At 64.2% G+C, this 15,071-nt stretch carries 20 protein-coding genes; 13 read left to right on the top strand and 7 right to left on the bottom strand.

Features of this window, described 5'->3' with window-relative positions; all coding sequences use genetic code 11:
• Positions 1-2: 2 nt before the first annotated feature.
• The 3 genes from ACWJI3_RS03085 to ACWJI3_RS03075 are packed head-to-tail and all read left to right on the top strand — an operon-like array spanning position 3 to position 4,615.
• The gene (locus ACWJI3_RS03085; RefSeq protein WP_480202835.1) at positions 3-2,351 is read left to right on the top strand and encodes an ATP-binding protein; all 2,349 of its coding nucleotides are present in this window, start codon (positions 3-5) and stop codon (positions 2,349-2,351) included.
• Positions 2,352-2,353: 2 nt separating this feature from the next.
• The gene (locus ACWJI3_RS03080; protein WP_480202834.1) at positions 2,354-4,024 is read left to right on the top strand and encodes a DEAD/DEAH box helicase family protein; all 1,671 of its coding nucleotides are present in this window, start codon (positions 2,354-2,356) and stop codon (positions 4,022-4,024) included.
• Positions 4,025-4,615: a hypothetical protein gene (locus ACWJI3_RS03075; RefSeq protein ID WP_480202833.1), complete on the top strand. Its 591-nt coding sequence runs from the start codon at positions 4,025-4,027 to the stop codon at positions 4,613-4,615.
• Positions 4,616-4,998: 383 nt separating this feature from the next.
• Here the strand turns inward: ACWJI3_RS03075 and ACWJI3_RS03070 are convergent, their stop codons facing one another.
• From ACWJI3_RS03070 to ACWJI3_RS03055, 4 genes are all read right to left on the bottom strand, one after another.
• Positions 4,999-5,931 carry an ArdC family protein gene (locus ACWJI3_RS03070; protein WP_480202832.1) on the bottom strand — a complete coding sequence of 311 codons (933 nt, stop codon included), beginning with the start codon at positions 5,929-5,931 and terminating at the stop codon, positions 4,999-5,001.
• 138 nt (positions 5,932-6,069) lie between these two features.
• Positions 6,070-6,285, bottom strand: coding sequence for a hypothetical protein (locus ACWJI3_RS03065; RefSeq protein WP_480202831.1), 216 nt, complete (start codon positions 6,283-6,285; stop codon positions 6,070-6,072).
• 407 nt (positions 6,286-6,692) lie between these two features.
• Complete coding sequence (locus ACWJI3_RS03060; protein ID WP_480202830.1) at positions 6,693-6,989, bottom strand: hypothetical protein; 297 nt, start codon at positions 6,987-6,989, stop codon at positions 6,693-6,695.
• 280 nt (positions 6,990-7,269) lie between these two features.
• Positions 7,270-7,824 (bottom strand): sigma-70 family RNA polymerase sigma factor, encoded by a 555-nt coding sequence (locus tag ACWJI3_RS03055; RefSeq protein WP_480202829.1) that lies wholly within the window; start codon positions 7,822-7,824, stop codon positions 7,270-7,272.
• 161 nt (positions 7,825-7,985) lie between these two features.
• Here ACWJI3_RS03055 and ACWJI3_RS03050 point away from each other — a divergent pair, with 161 nt between their 5' ends.
• On the top strand, positions 7,986-8,288 hold the full coding sequence (locus ACWJI3_RS03050) for a hypothetical protein (protein WP_480202828.1): 303 nt from the start codon (positions 7,986-7,988) through the stop codon (positions 8,286-8,288).
• Positions 8,289-8,314: 26 nt separating this feature from the next.
• On the opposite strand, the gene ACWJI3_RS03045 is transcribed toward ACWJI3_RS03050, so the two are convergent.
• Both ACWJI3_RS03045 and ACWJI3_RS03040 read right to left on the bottom strand, forming a co-directional pair.
• Positions 8,315-8,518, bottom strand: a complete 204-nt coding sequence (locus ACWJI3_RS03045; RefSeq protein WP_457766804.1) for a hypothetical protein — start codon at positions 8,516-8,518, stop codon at positions 8,315-8,317.
• A 114-nt stretch (positions 8,519-8,632) separates the two neighbouring features.
• Positions 8,633-9,358, bottom strand: coding sequence for a C39 family peptidase (locus ACWJI3_RS03040; RefSeq protein ID WP_480202827.1), 726 nt, complete (start codon positions 9,356-9,358; stop codon positions 8,633-8,635).
• An 83-nt stretch (positions 9,359-9,441) separates the two neighbouring features.
• Here ACWJI3_RS03040 and ACWJI3_RS03035 point away from each other — a divergent pair, with 83 nt between their 5' ends.
• Both ACWJI3_RS03035 and ACWJI3_RS03030 read left to right on the top strand, forming a co-directional pair.
• Positions 9,442-9,684: a type II toxin-antitoxin system Phd/YefM family antitoxin gene (locus tag ACWJI3_RS03035; protein ID WP_480202826.1), complete on the top strand. Its 243-nt coding sequence runs from the start codon at positions 9,442-9,444 to the stop codon at positions 9,682-9,684.
• Positions 9,681-9,950, top strand: a complete 270-nt coding sequence (locus tag ACWJI3_RS03030) for a Txe/YoeB family addiction module toxin (RefSeq protein WP_255093371.1) — start codon at positions 9,681-9,683, stop codon at positions 9,948-9,950. Before ACWJI3_RS03035 ends, ACWJI3_RS03030 begins: the two co-directional genes overlap by 4 nt.
• A 29-nt stretch (positions 9,951-9,979) precedes the next feature.
• On the opposite strand, the gene ACWJI3_RS03025 is transcribed toward ACWJI3_RS03030, so the two are convergent.
• Positions 9,980-10,177 (bottom strand): hypothetical protein, encoded by a 198-nt coding sequence (locus ACWJI3_RS03025; protein ID WP_480202825.1) that lies wholly within the window; start codon positions 10,175-10,177, stop codon positions 9,980-9,982.
• Between the two features lie 170 nt (positions 10,178-10,347).
• On the opposite strand from ACWJI3_RS03025, the gene ACWJI3_RS03020 reads away from it, so the two are divergent.
• The 7 genes from ACWJI3_RS03020 to ACWJI3_RS02990 all read left to right on the top strand — a co-directional run bounded on the left by ACWJI3_RS03020 (position 10,348) and on the right by ACWJI3_RS02990 (position 15,045).
• Positions 10,348-11,247 (top strand): major capsid protein, encoded by a 900-nt coding sequence (locus ACWJI3_RS03020; RefSeq protein ID WP_480202824.1) that lies wholly within the window; start codon positions 10,348-10,350, stop codon positions 11,245-11,247.
• A gap of 48 nt (positions 11,248-11,295) precedes the next feature.
• Positions 11,296-11,721: a hypothetical protein gene (locus ACWJI3_RS03015; RefSeq protein ID WP_480202823.1), complete on the top strand. Its 426-nt coding sequence runs from the start codon at positions 11,296-11,298 to the stop codon at positions 11,719-11,721.
• Between the two features lie 4 nt (positions 11,722-11,725).
• Positions 11,726-12,724 (top strand): hypothetical protein, encoded by a 999-nt coding sequence (locus ACWJI3_RS03010; protein ID WP_480202822.1) that lies wholly within the window; start codon positions 11,726-11,728, stop codon positions 12,722-12,724.
• A 15-nt stretch (positions 12,725-12,739) separates the two neighbouring features.
• Positions 12,740-13,516: a hypothetical protein gene (locus ACWJI3_RS03005; RefSeq protein ID WP_480202821.1), complete on the top strand. Its 777-nt coding sequence runs from the start codon at positions 12,740-12,742 to the stop codon at positions 13,514-13,516.
• 339 nt (positions 13,517-13,855) lie between these two features.
• Entirely contained in the window at positions 13,856-13,978 is a 123-nt protein-coding gene (locus ACWJI3_RS03000; protein ID WP_480202820.1) for a hypothetical protein, read from the top strand.
• On the top strand, positions 13,978-14,796 hold the full coding sequence (locus ACWJI3_RS02995) for a hypothetical protein (protein ID WP_480202819.1): 819 nt from the start codon (positions 13,978-13,980) through the stop codon (positions 14,794-14,796). Before ACWJI3_RS03000 ends, ACWJI3_RS02995 begins: the two co-directional genes overlap by 1 nt.
• A gap of 3 nt (positions 14,797-14,799) precedes the next feature.
• Complete coding sequence (locus ACWJI3_RS02990; RefSeq protein WP_480202818.1) at positions 14,800-15,045, top strand: hypothetical protein; 246 nt, start codon at positions 14,800-14,802, stop codon at positions 15,043-15,045.
• Positions 15,046-15,071 lie beyond the last annotated feature (26 nt).

Raw genomic sequence — 15,071 nt, 5'->3', positions numbered from 1 at the left:
CAATGGACTCGCGCCCTTCGATTATAAACATCCGACCCTCTGCCCGGATCCTTCGAATCTTAGGAGACATCGAGTTTGAGCCCTGGCAGTGTCTAGCTGAACTCATTGACAACAGCTTCGACGATTTTCTCGAGCTTCAGCGAGGCGACGAGCATTGGCCAGACGGGTACAGGGTCAGCGTCAGTCTTCCCCGGGCAAATACTCTGTTCCGCGAAGCTGAGGTTGTGATCCAAGACAGCGGACGTGGCATGGATCTTGCGACCCTCAACAATGCTGTACGTGCTGGCTGGTCGAGTAACGATCGCTTCAGCAAGCTCGGCTTATTCGGAATGGGCTTCAACATCGCGACCGCCCGTCTTGGCCGGCGCGCTCGCGTCTTGACCACGCGCGCTGGCGACCCTGACTGGGTGGGCGTCGAGATCGATCTCGATGCCATCGGCGATGACTTTGAGGCACCAGTCATAACTCGCCCGAAGGCCACGCCGAACGAACATGGGTCGATAGTTGAGGTTGATCGACTGGATCCAGACCGTTCTGGGTGGCTGGGGCGCAACAACACAAAGATTCGCGCGACCCTTGGTGATGTCTATGCGTACCTGCTCGACAAGACCGCTTTTGAGCTTTTCGTGAACGGCGTGAAGGTCAATCCAAGGCGCCCTTGCATTTGGTCTAACCAACGAAGCGTCACTTATGGACGCGGCTCGACGGCTGAACAGATCCCCGCCATTATCCATATTGACGAAAAGCTGCCTGATGCCGATGCATGCCTTTCCTGCGGAAACTGGCAGCCACCCGGTGGAACCGAATGCACTGACTGCGGGTCCGTCAACATTGCGTTCCGCGAGCGTCGAATCTGGGGGTGGCTGGGAGTTCAGCGTTACCTACACAAGACTGAGTTCGGCATCGACTTTCTTCGAAACGGACGTAAGATACTCAGGTACGATAAAAGGATCTTCGAATGGGTTGACCATAACGACCCTCTGAGTACGCCAGAGTTGGAATACCCCATCGAGTTGGGGCAGGGCGGAAGACTCGTGGGTGAGATCCATCTCGACCACGTACCGGTTAACTACCAGAAGAACGCCTTCGAATGGAGCGACCGGAGCTGGATTTCTGCTGTTCGCTACCTTCGTGGCGAGGGGCCGCTATTGCCACAGCGAGCAAGGCAGCTCGGCTACCCGCCTAACGGGAGTTCTCTAGCACAGCTGCATCGTGGCTATCGTCGAAACGATCCTGGATACCGATGTCTTGTACCGGGAAACGGACAGGGCCCGATACACTCGACCACGCTTGAGTGGCGCGACAAGTTTCACCGGGGGGACTCCGAATTCCAGACAGACGAAAAGTGGTGGGAGGCCGTGGTGCTCCACGAGACCTCCCTCTCAGGAGAAAGCACCACCACCCCTGACACTGGTGATGTTCTCGTCCAGCTAGGACTCGCCGGACCGTCGATGACAACGGCTAACAGTCCGCCCTCCGAGTCTGGTGGGAGTGCTTCGACGATGCCCCGTCGCGAGACGGAGAGGGATCGTCTTGAGCGTTTGAAGGATGGCGCCGTTCCAATTCCCGAACTTTCTCGAGAGTACGGACTAGTCGAATTTGGAGCCACGATTGATGTTCAGACGTTGCTGGTGAACTCCCAAGAAGTGCGCGATTCGCGCGGCTTCAGGACTCCAGTTCTCTTCGTCCAGGATCGTGGTAGGCAGTTCTTCGCGTTTGTCGACGCTCTGCATCCCGTCTTTAGAGACTTTGCTGATGACCCTGCTGATTACCTGGCCTTAGAGCTCGTTCACCATCTACGCACACGAGCCGACCACGATATGCCGCTCGCCCAAGGGGTGGCGTTGCTGAAGGACCGCCAGCTAAGTGATTTGAAAGTGGATCCAGCGCTCCTCGCCGCGCAGGCTCGTGAGTTGCTTGGAGTTGTAAGAGAGGGCATGGTTAGTGCGGTTACCTCCGATCCGGAACGCGCTTGGCAGTTCCTCACATCTGATGAGAGAGCGGCCACGGAGACGAATTTAGTGTTGGAAACAACGGGAGTCACGCTCGACGTAGTGCAGCAATCGGGAGAGTTCATTATTTACACCCCAGCGATGTTCCTACCAAGGCTCGTAGAGGAGTGGCCGGAAGGGTTCATGGACGGAATTGTGTTCCGTGGCGGTTACACAACTGTCTCATCGGGTGTTGGCCGTCGCGTCACCGTCGGCCGCATTGTCAGCTACTTGTACGATGCTGCTTTGGCCGCCGAGGCCAAGGCCTCCGGCACGAACCAACTTGCGAGGTGCCGGCTGAGTCTTCAGCTGCTCCGTGGCGAGTTGGCTCGGGCCGGCGACGATTCAATCGGGGATTGACGATGGACGCCGCGCCTTTTCTAGACGTCCGAAGACTCCTAGCTGGTGGGCCCAGCCGGTTCAATTTGTCCGTTCAGCGCTTGTTGCTTCATTTAGGGTTCTCGGACGTTCGTGTGATTGATGGGAGCGGCGACGGCGGTGGAGACATTCTCGCGAGCCGTGAGGACCAGCTTTTCGTGTTCCAAAACAAGTGGACGACTGGCGCAAAAATTGGCCGAGACGCCGTTGACGAGGTCGAGAACGCTATCGCTCGATACGAAGCCGATCGGGCTGTTGTCGTAACTAACGCATTCCCAGATGAGGTCGCGACAAAACGTGCAAAGTCTCTGCAGGCTGTTGGGTTAAAGATCGACATCTGGACTAGGAGTCATCTCGAGAAACTCTATGAGGCAATCCCGGTCCAGGTGCCAGCGAAGATTGAACTTCGAGACTACCAGCGGCGCGCCGTGGAAGCAATCGAGAGAGATCTATCGCAGCGAAGTCGCGCCTTGGTCGTCTTGGCGACCGGGCTCGGCAAGACTGTTGTTGGAGGTGAGGTAATTGCCCGGCATCTTGGCAGAAGGCGGGACGACAACGTGCTTGTCCTGGCCCACATGAAGGACTTGGTTCAGCAACTGGAAACAGCGCTGTGGGCACATCTGCCGAAGGATATACCTACCCAAGTTCTTACAGGTGATTCGAAGCCACCAAGCCTGACTGGCGTCACCTGTGCGACAGTGGAATCCGCCTTGGGCGCCGTCTACGAAGGCTACCGTCCAGCCATTGTGATGGTTGACGAGACTCATCACCTCAGCGAAGACGGGCGTATGTCGCAACTCCTCGCATTACTTGACGAGATCCCTCAGTTTGGGGTCACGGCAACGCCTTGGCGTGGCGACCAGTTCGACATCACAACTCACTTTGGCGAACCGTCGTTCAAGATGGGGATAGCCGAGGGGATGTCCCAAGGATATTTGGCTCAGGTGAATTACCAGGTCTTCGTCGATGACCTCGACTGGGAGGTGGTTCGGCGCGCTTCGGAGGAGGGCTACTCGGTTAAACAGTTGAACACGAAGTTGTTTCTCCCCCAGCGAGACGAAGCTGTAGCGGAGCAACTACTTGATGCATGGAACAGCACGGTGAATCCACGATGTATCGTGTTCTGCCGCACGATAGAGCATGCTCAGCGAATGGCTGATTTGCTTTGCGGCTATTGCCCGGCGTGGCGATCGGCAACATGTCTGCACAGTAGACACTCAAGGCGCGATCGACAACATCTACTGCTCCAGTTTCGTCTAGGCCAAGTGCCGCTCCTGACTGCAGTTGATATTCTGAATGAAGGCGTAGATGTGCCTGACGTGAACATCATCTGCTTCCTGCGAGTCACCCATTCGCGACGGATCTTCATTCAGCAACTCGGCCGTGGGCTTCGGCTACGTGAGGGGAAAGAAGCCGTGAATGTTCTCGACTTCGTTACAGACATTCGACGCATCGCGGCGATCCTGGATCTCCGACGAGGAATGGAGGAGTCCGAGGGGAGGACGGAGACCTTGAAGCTCCGCCAAAAGTCATCGATCAAGTTCTCTAATCAAGATGTCGGTTCATTGATGGAAGCGTGGATTCGTGATGCCGCGAGCCTTGAGACCGCCATGGACGAGGCACAGCTGCAGTTTCCAGCCATTGGAGGAGACTAGATGGCCCGCAAGGTGAGCAACGATCGCCACGTGGCAGAAGTTGTCAGGAAGCTGTATGCGGATGCAGGGACGCTCGATTGGGAACAGCTCTCCGGCAATGACAAGACAGCTCAATATGCGACCTGGCTAGAGGACCGCGAGGTCGGCGGCTTGCTTGGTCAATGGATGAGCCCGGAAGAGGCGAGGGTCTGGCTCAAAGACGGCCCAATGAAAGAGTACGCCCGAGCACTTGCGGGTATCGGCCCGTTCGCCGAGTACCTAGAGGACCACCCTCATGGACCTCGAGCCTTGGTTTCGGCGGCTCTAGGAGAGAAGTGGTTAGTTGTTGCTGGGTCGACAGGAGTGAAGCCGCTTCACTGCGATGCGGAGAGCGATGGGGCGCTTGTCCGGCTAATTTGGGGACCAGAACGTGACTTCAAGCATCTGTTGTGGGCCGGGCTTGAGGCTAGTGACCGTCGCCGTAACGTCAAGGTTCGCATCGCGGTTTTCGATACGCTTGCTCACCCTGTCTCACGGGGAGCGAAGGCGAAGCAGCAGCGTTTTTGCGAACAGTGTGGGCTTGAGGTCTGCCACGTGCGTTTGTCGTCGTAGGCGCTTCGCTCCTGGCCTCGTCGAGGCCCTCGCCTCCAGAAGAGCAGGCAGGATATGGGCGCTCGCAAGCTCAGAGTTCCCTTCGCTCAGATTGAATCATCGCCCCTGTACTGCCCATGGATAGACAGAATCCAGCCAGAGCAGGTGCCATTCGATCACTTCTGCGACAGTAAGGAAATCAGTTCAGCCCCTTGATGAAAACAGGGATGTGGCTCCTGGCTGTTTTCTGGATCAGAATCTTCGGAGCCTAATCGAGACAGGGCAGGTAGCGCTTATGGCTGATACCGATGTCAGCGGTGCAGTTGTGCAGGTAAGCGTAGAGACGTAGGGCGAAAGCGTGTTCAAACACATAGGACTTGAACCAATCAGCAGTGCCTCACAGGTCATTTCAATTCACACTTCTGGATAGTGAGTTCCGGACAGATCAGATCCGCCGCCTGCCGGGCCTCGCTGAGCACCTGAAACAGCACCTTGGGCGATTCCTTGAGCAGCTCGATCCAATGACCCAGATAGGCGGCATGGCTCTCGATCTCGCTGCCGATCTCCAACCGATCACCCAGCAGCACCGCCCCCAGCTCGGCGACCAGCTCCTCACGGGCATAACGCGCCTTCCCGAAGGCACCACCCAGATCGCGCTTCAGGCGCGACTCGTGGCCGGTGGAGTGGATCTGCTCATGGGCCCAGGTGGCACAGAACGCCGCTGGTGAATGGAAGTTGGCGCGATCGGGCAGCTGGATCCGATCGATGCCCGGCAGATAACAAGCGCGATCCCCGCCAAAGCTGACAGGCACCGGCCAGGCAGCCAGCACGGCCTCGGCGGCTTCCAGGCGCTCCGGCTCCGGCCTGGGCTCGATGCCTTCTGCTGCTTGGCGGGCTTCCACCAGGCCGGCGAGCGCCGGGCCCTCGAGATCGGCGGCATTGAAGACCGCCACCGGCCGATAGCTGGCCCAGCTGCGCAGGGTGACTTCACCGCCCTCTCCGGGCTCCTCCCGGCTGTGCAGCTGGGGCCGCAGGATGTGAACCGCCTTGCTGCCCTTACGGGGGAAGATGCCGAGCTTCCTGGCCTCGGCGAAGCCACACCAGAACGGCAGGCTTGATCCCCGAATGTGCATGCCAAGGGTGAGCAAGATCGGATTGGCACCGCGGTAGCGATGACCCGAGAGCAGGTTCACGTGGTGGCCACCGCCGGTGCCATCCCAGGGCCTCCGCCAGGGGGCGGAGCCGGCCTCCATCAACTCGATCAACGAGGCGACGATCTTTTCTTCTGCTGTGGGGCCATCGAAGGATTTGCGTGAGCGGGACTTGGACGCGGCCATGAAAGGCAAAGCGCGGGACGCCCGAGTGGTGCCCCGCGACGGCAAGGGCGGCGACGGCGCCTGTCGCCGAGCCGCTTGCGTCAGCCCTTGCCCGTGGGGCGACCATGAGGCATCCCGCGCGACCCATCCCCATAGGGGTCAGTCCCGCAGCAGATCACCGCTGCTCCAACCACCAGTACGCCGTGCCCGTGACGGCCGCGACTGGGTGGTCTTGGTCATCTGCCGATCGAAGCTGCCCCGCGAGGGGGTCATGGCGACGGAGAAGGCAACACCCGGTGCGCCGACGACCTGCTGGGGCCAGACGCCGGTGCGGGGCTTGCCGTGAACCCGGGCGATCTGAGTCGGGGCCTTCATCGACCTGGCGCTGATCATGGTGGCGGGCATGGCTTGGCTCCTTGCGTTCAGGCTCCATTGCCAGGGCACGGTTGCCGCTGGCAAGGGGTGTTGACGTCCTGCTGCTGCGCTGATGCCTCCTGCCACTCGTGGCTCTGCCACTGGCGCTGCCGCCGGTGATCTGCTTGGGCCTGTAGTGCGTGAGAAGTCGATGCCGTCAGGCCCAGCAGGCCCTTGGCGCGTGACGGCCAGGATCAGTGGCGGCCTGCTGCAGATCAGCAACCACCACGAGTCGCGGGTGATCCGCAAAGCGGAAGTGGAGACGTACCTGCGCAAGGTCAAGCCCTGGTGACAGGCGGGGCCTGAGGGGGCCAAGCCCCGAGGGGCAGAGCCCCAAAGGGGCCGGTGCTGACTGGCCCCATGCGACCTCAGGCCGCAACCAGTGGCTCTGCTGCCTTGCCGGCCTGGACCCGCTCGATCTCTGCCTCATAGGCGGCCTCCAGCGCCGCATCGATCTCTTGGATGCGGGCCAGGAACTGCTCCATCGCGGGGATCAGCTCTTCCTCCAGCAGGGTGATCTCTTCCTCGCCATAGGGGTGATCGATCCAAAGGCGCCGGATTGGCTTGCCCCGGTGGGTGCGTAGCAGCTGGGTGAGCGCCATGTGGCTGGAGTGGACGAGGGCGACGGGATCCTCGCGGGAGAGGGAATCGAGCCAGAGGGACATGGGACCTGGCGCCGGAGCGCAGCGATGGGACGCCAGCAGCACCGCCGGAAAGGCAAGGGTCGGCCGCCAGGCCGACTCGCGCTGCCCTTGCCCCGGCGGATGATGTGCGATCCCACCGCCAGCCCCCATGGGCAGGCCCCCCAGGCCCTGAGCTCCCCGAACTGCTCCCCGAATTTGGCCTGGTGCTCCCTGAATTTGGGCCGCGACTCCCCGAATTTGACCCCTCTGGGGGCTTTGGGGCCGGCCTGAACCGGCCCGCTGGCCTCGGCCCTCTGGGCCTTCAGGCCAGCTCTGCCTTCAGGGCGGCCAGGCCCGCCTGCCGGCGCCGCTGCACCGACATCGCGCTGATGCCGAGCTTTGCGCCGATCTGGCGGAGGCTCTGGCCTTCCAGGACCGAGAGCCGGATGATCGCGGCCTGGGCAGCAGGGAGCCGATCCAGCAGGGCTTCCACGCTGGCGCCTTCCGGAGGCTGCTCCTGCTCGGGCGCCTCCAGCTGATCGATCCAGGTGGCGCCGCTGGGAAGGGGGGCATGCAGGCTCTGGTGGCTCCAGGGGTGGCCGCCCTTCTCGTGCTGACGCCGCGGGACGCGCACCAGGCGGCCGTGATCGCGGAGGTGGTGGAGCAGGGCGCCCCTGATGCAGCGCCTGAGATAGCCGGCGGCAGAGGCTGGATCGCTGACCTGCCTGCAGGAGAGCCAGAGCTGCATCTGCGCCACCTGGCGGGCATCCTCAAGCTCGATGACGCGGCTGCTGGAGGCCAGGCCGCGAGCGATGGATTCAGCAAGGGGCAGGAACTGCTGGAAGAGGGCATCGGCCTGGGATGGGGTGCGGGCCATGGCCTGATCGCGTAGAACGCGCGACCCCAGGCCTCGACGGAGGAGAAGGCCAAGCTGAGCAAGGCCAAGCAGCAGGCCAGCCGCCCACCGATCCGGCCGATGCTGGTCTCTGGTGGCAACAGGAAGCAGGGGCATCGCCTGCCCTTCCTGCCGCCCCGCTGATGGCTCCCGCTCCCGCCAGCAACACAGCGCCGATACTTGCCCTGGTCGGTGCCGAGATCCTGGCCTTGGGCGCCTTCGTCGCCGCCTGCGAGGTTCGGACTTCTGACGTTCAGCTCTGCGAGCACCGCTGGGCGCTGGCCTTGCCCGCCATCGCGCTGGCCGGCCAGTCGGCAGCGACCTACTTCATGGAGAGCCGTGCTGGAAGCCCTGCACCGGGCCGCTTGCCGATGCCAACTGCACGGAACAGCCGTGGGCAGTTCACCCGGCCACACCAGGAGGGAGACGATGCGCTGGTGGATTGATCGGCCGGCCGGACTGGGGGCCCTGCTCAGCGTCCGTTTTGGGTCAGCGCTGCCCCGCCCAGCAGGGCGATGAGCAGTTTCAAGGTGGCATCAAAGGCTGAGGTCACCTGATCGAGCACGCGGGGGCAAACCTCGACCACCTTCTGGCGCTGGGAGTAGGCCACATTTCCGCAGACTCCGGTCGCCACGGTGTACAAGCTGAGCTGGGTGATGATCACGACCGCCAGCAACTTGAAGATGAATCGCTCCCGATCGAAGGGTGGTTTCGAACCGCGCTTCCTCGCAGAGGCTGGCCGCTGACCCGAACCACCGCCAGCACCGCTCGGGTCGTTGCCTGCCACGGCTCACGAGAACAACCAGGCCCAGCCCGAGGCGGGGCCTTCCGGCAGCCAGCGGGGGTTGGTGTTCTTGAAGGAGTAGTGCAGGCCTTTCCCAGCCCCGCCGCCTTCTTTGGCCCAGGTGCCGCGGATCAGATCCAGATCCCCGTAGGGGTCATGCACCAGCCAGCCGTTGCTGTCGTAGCCCCGCAGCGCGATGTAATGGCCGCCGCCGCTGGGTGCTGAAACTGGACCCTTGTGCAGGATTCCGATCGCCAGGCCGTAGCCCTTGTCGATCTCGGCCTTGGCCCGCTCCACTGTGCAGTTGGTGAGGAACCGACCGGGTGCGTTCAGCTCGGCGAGGGCCTTGGCGTGTGCCGCCTGGCTGGTGGTGTCGCCGTAGCGCTCCACCACCCGCAGGTAGTCGAGGTCGTCGCGGATGCCGGGAACCTTCAAGAAGGCGAGGTTCATGGCGATGCTGGAGCTCTGGCAATGGCGCCAGCCCTCGGGCCCATCGTTGGTCTGATCGAAGAACGGCAAGGCCAGAGGATTGCCCCTCGCCGGCACAGGCGGGGTGGGTGGCTTCTCGCTGAACTTGAGTGCCCAGCTCGCGTGCTCATCGAGGATGTCGCCGCTGCCTTCCAGCTCGGCGATCGAGCGATAGAGGCCCCAGATGCCGGACACCTGCTGGGGTTCACCCTTGAACGCTTCCCAGCGGTCCTGGAACCGCTCTGGGGTCATCGGCGTGGCCATGGCGGCAAGGGGGTCTTGGATCCAACCCATTGCCAGGACCGCCAGCGGTACGCTTTGACGTACGTGCCTGACGCACTGCTCTGGTGGCCAGCATTTCCGCGACAGAAGCCCGCAAGCGGCTCTATGCCCTGATCGACGAGGTCGGCGACTCCCACGAGCCGGTGCAGATCACGGGCAAGCGCGGCAATGCCGTGCTGCTTTCCGAGGCCGACTGGAACGCCATCCAGGAGACCCTGCACCTGGTTTCGATCCCCGGGATGCGCGAGTCGATCCTCGAAGGCCTCGCCACACCGGCAGAAGAGCTCAGTGAGCAGCCCGGCTGGTGAGCTGGAGCGTTCGCTTCACCAAGCAGGCGCAGAAGGACGCCCGCAAGCTCGCCGCCGCCTCACCGGCCCTCAAGGCCAAGGCCGAGCAGCTGCTGCAACTCCTGGCAGAGGATCCCTTCCGGCAGCCGCCGCCCTATGAGGCGCTGGTGGGTGATCTACGCGGAGCCTTCTCCCGTCGGCTCAACATCCAGCACCGGCTCGTCTACCAGGTGCTCCACGAGGAAAGGATCGTGAAGGTGCTGAGGCTGTGGACGCACTACGAATGAGCCCGGCCGCAGCCGGGCGGGAGCTGCGCTCAATAGGGCAGCAGCGCCAGGATCTCTGGATCGAGTGCCCGCTCCGGCAGCGCCGCTTGGCGCTCCGTGAGGATCTGATCGGCCAGCTCTGCGAGCCGTGAGAGCGGCACCCAGGCCGAGTGGCAGATGGTGCTGATGCGATCGAGGGATTCGGAGCTGTGGCGCTCCAGTGCAGCGCGGCGGAAGGCGGAAGCCATGGGGAGCTGGAGAAGGACCCCAAAGCCGGGCGGGGTGGGGTCAAGGGCGGCTCCGCCGCTTGCGTCAGCCCTTGAGGCCACCCCGCACCATGACGGGGCCTGACCAGCGCCCAACCCTTTCGGTCGATGGCAATAGCTGGGTGACGTTGCTGGGTACACCCGGAGCAAGCATGGGCCTCTCCCTGATCGAGGCTGCCAAACACGAGACGCGGGTGGAGCGCCTGGCCGTGATCAAGACCTTCACCGAGGGTCAACTGATCAGCCGCCTCCCCTTCCGCAACCTGCTTGGTGGTGCTCTCAAGTTCGCCGTCGAGAAGAAAATGCCCCGCGTCGGCTTCCGGGCCGTCAACGAGGGCTACCGGCGTGATTACGGCGCCGTCGAGAACGACACCGAGTTCGTCCACCTGTTCGGGGGCGATCTCGATGTGGACCGCTCGATCGTGGACCTCAACGGCCCCGAGGCCAGGGCCAGCCAGACCGAGCAGAAGGTGCGCTCGATGCGGCTCACCCTGGAAGCAGCCGTGATCAATGGCGATGCCGCCTTTGACCCGCGCGCTTTCAACGGGCTCAGCAAGCGGCTCACCCCCGGCGGCCCCCAGACCGTCGACAACACCTCAGGCAGCGTCAAGCTGACCCGGCTGGAGGCCCTGGTGGACTCCGTCAATGCCTACGGCAGTGTGAAGGTGTTGCTGACCAGCAAGGCGGGCCGCCGCCAGATCAGCTCCGCCTGCCGCGCCGCTGGTGGTGATCTTTATCAGGTGATGGACGGCCGCCACTGGTTCGAGGACACCGAGATCCTCTGCCTGGAGGAGGACGCCAACGGCAACGAGGTGCTCGGTTTCGGCGAGGCGGGCGGCACCACCTCGATCTACTGCTGCGCCTTTGGCGATGAGCAGATGACCGGCCTTCAGGGCCCCTTCGAGGGGCGCTACGGCATCTCGGTGCGGGACTTCGGCGAAGTGCAGGACGCACCGGTGTTCCGCACCCGTGTCGATTGGTACGTGGGCTTTGCCGTCTGCGATCAGAAGGCGATCGGGCGGCTGTTCAACATCGGGCCCGCTCTGACCTGAGGCCCAGAAGGCCGCATCTCCCGATCTGTTTCCCCTGAGGACACGACCATGACCGCTTCCGGCAACAAGCTCATCGATGCCGTCACCACGCTGGTGGGCTCGATCAACTACAGCGCCACCGACCCGTTCGAGCGCACCCGGGTGAGCGCTGAGATCGTGCGCCTGAGCGTTCCGCTTGACACCGTCGAGCACTTCACCCTGCTGTTCTCCCACCCCGGTGCGGCGGCGGCGGTGACGGCCGTGCTGCAGGTGGCGCCGCTGCTCAGGGACGGCACCACCGGCACCTGGGTGACAGCCGCCACCGTGGCGATTCCTGCCGCTGGCGGGCAGATCGAGGCGACGATCAGCGGCGGTTCTCTGGTGCCTGCGGCTGGTGATCTGGCCAACGTGGTGGACCCGTGCTTCTTCTTTGCGCGGGCGACCCTGACGCCATCGACGCCAGCTGGTGCTCACGTCAGCCTCACCCACGGTTGAGCCGATGAGCGACTCCGTCCCCGGGGACCTCAATGGCTCCGTGATCGAGGCGACGGCACTCGCCAATCCCGTCGTGCGCCCCACGGTGCCCGGCTCCCCCTGGGCGCCGCCTCAACCCCTGACGCAGGGCTCGGATCCGACGGTGCCGACGGCGCCGCCGCTCGATCCGTTGCCCGATGAACCTTCTGATCGCGTCCGCCCCTCTGATCCGACGATGTCGATGGCACTCACCGATGCGATGCCGAGGCTGGATGTCCCCCCCGAGGGGATGATCCGGATCACCCTTGGCAGTGAGACCCGCTACTGCTTCCCCTGTCACATGGACGGTTGGCAGGCCCTGGGCTGGCAGGCGCACGCTCCCAGCCTTCCAGGTGCTGATGGGGAGGACGGTGGATCGCCGGTTGAACCACCGATCGATCCACCGGTTGATCCCAGCGAGGGGCTGGGTGTAATCACGGCGGTGAAAGGTGGTCCCTACACGATCGGAGTGGAGGCACCGGGTCAGGAGGTGCAACTTGTTGGCTCGAACTTTGAGCCCGGGAGCACGGTGGTGGTTCAGCCTCCCTCGCTCGCCACGGCTTCTGCTGTCAAGGTGTCCAGCCTCACGGAGCTGGTGTTCTCCCTGACCACCGGCAAGGTCGTGGCCGCTGAGGACTGCTTGATCGCCGTGGCCAACTCGGTGGGGACAGGACCCTGGTTCCCGATCACGCTCCACGAGAGGCCTGCGCCGTCCAGTCCTGAGTCGGCCCTGGCGGCGACGGCTGAGGACCTGCCCGATTACGCCGCGATGACCAAGGCGCAGATCATCGCTGAGGTGGAGCGCCGCTACGGCGTGGCGCTGGATCCGGGCATGACCAAGGGCGAGCTGGTGGCCGAGGCTGAGCTGCTGGCCACCAAGGGGCTGGCGACCAGCGGCCCTGCGAGCGCGGCCCCAAACGCCGGGCTCGATGAGCCTCTGGCCGATGACCAGGAGCCTGCCCTGCCGCTGGATCTGCTGGGCTGATCCCGCCGGAGCGCCATGCCGTACCCGCTGCCCAATGGCTCTGATCCCACCAACGGGCGGGTGCGGATCCTCCCGCCGGTGGGCTGCCCGGGCGGCGAGGAATGGGTGCTGGTGCATGAGGCGCCTCGCTGGCTGGAGCTGAGCTTCCGGCTGGGGCCGGTGCCGGCGCTGCCACTGGAGCTGTTCTGGATGCCGGCACCCAGCCGCTGGAACGATCCGCTCGGTTCCGCGCCGATCGAGCTGGCGGTGAACCCGCTGGGGCTGCCGGCCCAGGACTTTCAGGTGGATTGGGGTGACGGCTCCAGCGAAACCGTGCCCTGGACGCCCTACCGGCCGGATGTGCCCAAGGTGCGGCACGTCTATGGCCAGCGGCTGGACCTGAGCGTGACGGTGACGATGGGGGTGAACATCGCCACGTTGCCGGTGGCGCTGCTGGGCTGCCCGCTGCCGCCGAACATGATCCCGAGCTCCCCAACTGGTGGAGCGAGCAGCCTGGCCGGGGTGGAGCCTCTGGTGCCGAGCGACGGTCTCGACGGGCTCGCCTACAACGGCAGTCGCGCCGAGGTGTGGCGGCTGCGCCTGCACCCCCAGGGCGGCCTCGCCCTGCTGCCTTCCCCGGTGGATGGCAAACCGTCGCTGGTGGTGATGAACGGCTCCGGCGCTGCCAGCCGCGGCACCCGTTGGTATGCGGGCGATGGGCCACCACCGAGCGAGGGGCTTAACCCGCCGCCGGCGCCGGGGGATCTGTACCTCAACCGAACGAACGGCCAGGTCTTCGAGCTGATCGTCTGAGTTCGTCGCTTTGAGGTGCCGCTCTGCGGTTCGCCGCTTTGGGTCTCTGGCAATAGAAGGCGTGACCTGCTGGGGGAGTGGATGACGTCTTGGGGCGCCCTCGGGTTGTCGCTGCGGGGGCCGGAAGGTCCAGCGGGAGCTGCTGGCCCGGCGGGTAGCCAGGGCCCAGCCGGCGCCCAGGGCCCCCAAGGTGTGCCCGGCACCGCCGGCAGTACCGGACCCGCTGGCCCCACCGGAGCAACGGGTCCGACGGGGGCGACAGGTCCAGCTGGAGCCACCGGCAGCCAGGGGCCAACGGGCCCAGCCGGGCCGAGCCTCTGGGGTGGCATCACCGGCAGCTTGAGCGCGCAAGCCGACCTGCAGGAGGCGCTGAACCTCAAGCTCAACGCCTCAAGGCTGACGGTGGGACCAACGGCACCGGCCAGCCCCCAGGTCAACGACCTCTGGGTGGACACGAACTGATGGCGATCACGAGCCGCGACCAGCTGATTGCAGCCCTGACGCTCTCGCGCAATGCCTTGATCGACAAGGCGAGCCTCACCAACGCTGTGGCCGGGCGCTTCTATTCGCTCTGGCGAGCGACGGGTCAGCCAGGGCAGGGCGCCATCCCGACCACGGCGGCGGTCTGCACCAGGGCCACGACCGGAGCGTTGCCGCTGACCAACCAGACGCCGCCGGCAGCGAACTACCTGGCCTGGCTGGATCTGGTGACGGCCAACAGCGCCACCAACCTCAGCGTCCATGACCGCCTCGCTCACCAGGGCGGCCTCTCGGGCACCGTTGCTTCTCCCACGGTGCAGACCACCAACCTGCCCCTCACCCTCACCGGCGTTTCCGCCGATCGGATCGGCGCGGTGGATCTCTCTGAGCTTTGCTGGTGGCTGGAGTGGTACACGGACACCGGCGCCACCGGCGTCAACGCCACGGTGAACGTGACCTATGCCGATGACACCACAGGAGATGTGGTGATCGCCTTGGCGGCCACCAGCCGCGCCTCCGGCCTCTATCCGATCCTCCCCGCCGCGGGCAAGACGGGGATTAAGCAGGTCAACAGTGTTCTGCTGAGCGCCACCACCGGCACGGCTGGGGCCTTTGGGGTGACGGCCACTCGCTTTTTGACCGGCACCACGACGATGGTGGCCAACAAGAGCGAGATCCGTGATTGGGCCGGCCTGGGTCTGCCGGTGGTGCCCAATGACGCTTGCCTGGCGCTGCTGATGTTCTGCTCAACCACCACCACCGGCGCGGTGCGGGGCCTGCTCAAGCTGGCGGTGGGTTGAGCGATGCGCAGGCGCCAGGACCCGCTCCAGCCGTTCGACGGCGGCCAGGACAACTGGGACCAGGGACCGGCGGGGCGGATCGTCACCGAGGAGTTCTTCGGGGTGCGGACGGCCAGCCCTGGTGCTGCGATGACCTACCTCGGTATCGATCGGGGCTTCCAGCCGATCACCGCCAAGATCTGGACCGGCAGCGCCTGGATCCTGAGGCCGATTCGCTTCTGGAGTGGCGCTGCCTGGGTGCTGGCCTGAGGGGCCTGCTCGCATCAGTGGCAATA

The sequence above is a fragment of the Marcopretia estuarina LEGE 06307 genome (assembly GCF_056633115.1).
Note: the sequence above shows the minus strand (reverse complement) of the source record. Positions and strands in the feature narration are given on the sequence as shown.